Annotated in this window: 2 protein-coding genes and 1 pseudogene; all 3 read right to left on the minus strand. The window is 75.8% G+C overall.

The features are described from left to right. Positions 1–127, minus strand: a pseudogene (locus L1885_RS26850) (aminoacyl--tRNA ligase-related protein); the annotation flags it as partial. 45 nt (positions 128–172) lie between these two features. Then, the gene (locus L1885_RS26855; RefSeq protein WP_235799754.1) at positions 173–1,576 is read right to left on the minus strand and encodes an O-antigen ligase family protein; all 1,404 of its coding nucleotides are present in this window, start codon (positions 1,574–1,576) and stop codon (positions 173–175) included. Then, a partial coding sequence (locus L1885_RS26860) for an exopolysaccharide biosynthesis polyprenyl glycosylphosphotransferase (RefSeq protein ID WP_235799755.1) occupies positions 1,576–2,638 on the minus strand: 1,063 nt, incomplete at its 5' end. The genes L1885_RS26860 and L1885_RS26855, both read right to left, overlap by 1 nt.

The following is a 2,638-nucleotide window of genomic DNA, read 5'->3' on the forward strand; positions in this document are numbered from 1 at the left end:
CGTCCTCAGGCGCCACGTACGAGAACATCTCCACCTTCTCGAACTGGTGGACGCGGAAGATGCCGCGCGTGTCCTTGCCGTACGTGCCGGCCTCGCGGCGGAAGCACGAGGAGTAGCCGGCGTAGCGTCGCCTCCGCCGTGCCGGTCGCGTCCGGGGTGTCCGTCAGGTCCGTCATCGCGCGGGCACCTGCTCCGCCGCGCGCCGGCCGGCGACCGTGCCGACCGACCAGGTCGCGGCCAGGCCGAACATGACCGCCGTCAGCACCGTCGAGGGGCCCCCGATGTCGGCGTACGCGAAGTCGATGAGCTGCCACACCAGCAGCCCGGGCACGAGCACGGCGATCCCCGTGCAGCGCCGTGCGCGGCGGGCGTGCGGCAGCCGGCGCACGGCGCGCACGAGCAGCGCGAGCCAGCTGCCGACGAGCGCGAGCACGCCCAGCACCCCCTGCTCGCTCAGGATCAGCAGGTACATGTTGTGCGGTGAAAGCAGCGGCTGCCGCTGGAAACCCGCGCCGGCGCCGTCGGTGTCGCTGCCCGAGGACAGTGCCAGCGAGGCGTTCGCGTCGCGGTGCGCCGGAAAGCCCTTGAGGCCGACGCCCGTCACGGGATCCTGGCGCCACATGGCGACGGCGGCCGCCCACATGGTGTACCGGTCGGTGACGGACTGGTCCGGGTCGTCGGTGACCTGCGTGATGGACGCGAGCCGCTGCGAGACCATCTGCGAGCCGACGCCCGCCCCGCCGATCAGCACCACGCCCAGCGCGCCCGCGACGAGCGCGACCACCACGGCCCGCCGGAGCCCGGACGCCACCAGCATCAGGGCGAGGGCCGCGGCCGTGGCGATCCACGCGCCCCGGCTGAACGACAGCACCAGCGGCACCGCGAGCAGCGCCGCGCCCGCCAGCGCGAGGGCGCGACGGCGCCGGTCGCCGCGCTCGTCCAGCGCGTAGCCGACGGCGATGATCAGGCCGTAGGCGACGGCGGTGGCCATGCCCATCACGTCGGTCGCGCCGAATGTGCCGACCGCCCGCACGTCCTTGCCCTCGTAGGAGGCGCCGGTCGCGGTGGCGTACTGCACGACGCCGACCGCGCCCTGGACGAGGGCCAGCGCGACGAGGCCCCCGGCCACGACCCCGAAGTCGCGCCGGTCGCGCACGAGCAGCACGAGCGACAGGGGGACCAGCACGAAGATCTGCAGGTAGCGCGGGACTCCCGCGAGGCTGAACGCCGGGTCCTGGGAGACGACCGCGGCGATCGACACCCCGGCCACGGGCAGTCCGAGCGCGACGGCCGCGGTCCGGCCCAGCGTCCGCTGCCGCAGCCGCAGCACCCGCAGCGCGCAGAACAGGACGAGCACGCCCGACGCGGCGTCGGCGATCGTGCCGGTGCCCTCGGACGCGCTGCCGCCCGGCGGCGCGGGCGCGGCGAGCAGCGCGATGACGGCGAGCACGGGCACGAGGTGCGCGTGGCGCCGCACGGCTCCCGCGCCACGTCTCGGGGCGGGCGCGAAGGACGCCGCCCTGGCTGCCTGGGCCGCGGCCTGTCCCGCCGCCGCGGGGGGTGCCGTGGCCGCCATCAGCTGCCCGCCTGGCGGACCATGGTGGTCGCCGTCCGCAGCAGGATGCAGACGTCCTGCCAGAGCGACCAGTGGTCGATGTAGTGGTTGTCGAAGCGCGAGCGGTCCTCGATGGAGGTGTCGCCGCGCAGGCCGTGCACCTGCGCGAGGCCGGTGATGCCGACGGGCATCCGGTGGCGGGCCGCGTAGCCGGGCAGGGTCTTGCTGAAGTTGGCGACGAAGTGCGGTCTCTCGGGTCTGGGGCCGACGAGGCTCATGTCGCCGCGCAGGACGTTCCACAGCTGCGGCAGCTCGTCGAGCGAGGTGCGGCGCAGGATGCCGCCGACGGCGGACATGCGGTGGTCCCCGGCGATGTTCCAGCGCGTCGCTGCCTCGTTGTCGTCGGCGGGCCGCAGCGAACGGAACTTCAGCAGCGTGAACAGGCGGCCGTCCTGGCCGACCCGCTCCTGCCGGAACAGCACTCCGGGCCCGTCGCACAGCCGGACGGCGAGGGCGCAGCCGAGCAGCACGGGCGAGACGGCGAGGAGCGCGGGGGCGGCCACGGCGATGTCGAGCAGCCGCTTGGCGCGCCGGCCGCGCCAGGGCCCCTGCGGGTCGTCGACGCGCCGCACCCCGAAGCCCCACAGGTGGTCGGCCGTCCGGGCGCGTCCGGCGACCGGCTCCCGGCCGCCCTCGGACACGCACAGCACGCCGCAGCCGTGGCCGCGGACCAGGGTGACGAGTTCGCCGAAGGACAGGTCGGTGCCGGCGAACCCGGACTGGCCCGCGGGGGCGTCTGCGCCGACGAAGAGCGCCTCCTCCACTCCGTTTTGGATCACGGCCCGGTGGACGTCCTCGGCGCTCGCCAGGACCGGTGCCCCGGCCCGCTCGCGCTCCTGCGGGTCGGCGCCCTCCTCCGCGGGCGTGCCGTCCACGACCCCGACGGGCCGCAGCCCGTACTCGGGGTGCTCGACGAGCAGCGCGGCGACGGCGCGCGCCCTGGGCCCCGCTCCGACGACGAGTGCGGAGCGCGCCCGCGTGCGGCCGGCCGCGCGGGCGTACGCGTGGACGGCCGCACGCCCG

This window comes from Streptomyces fuscigenes (assembly GCF_021556455.1).
In the GTDB taxonomy this organism is placed as follows: domain Bacteria; phylum Actinomycetota; class Actinomycetes; order Streptomycetales; family Streptomycetaceae; genus Streptomyces; species Streptomyces fuscigenes.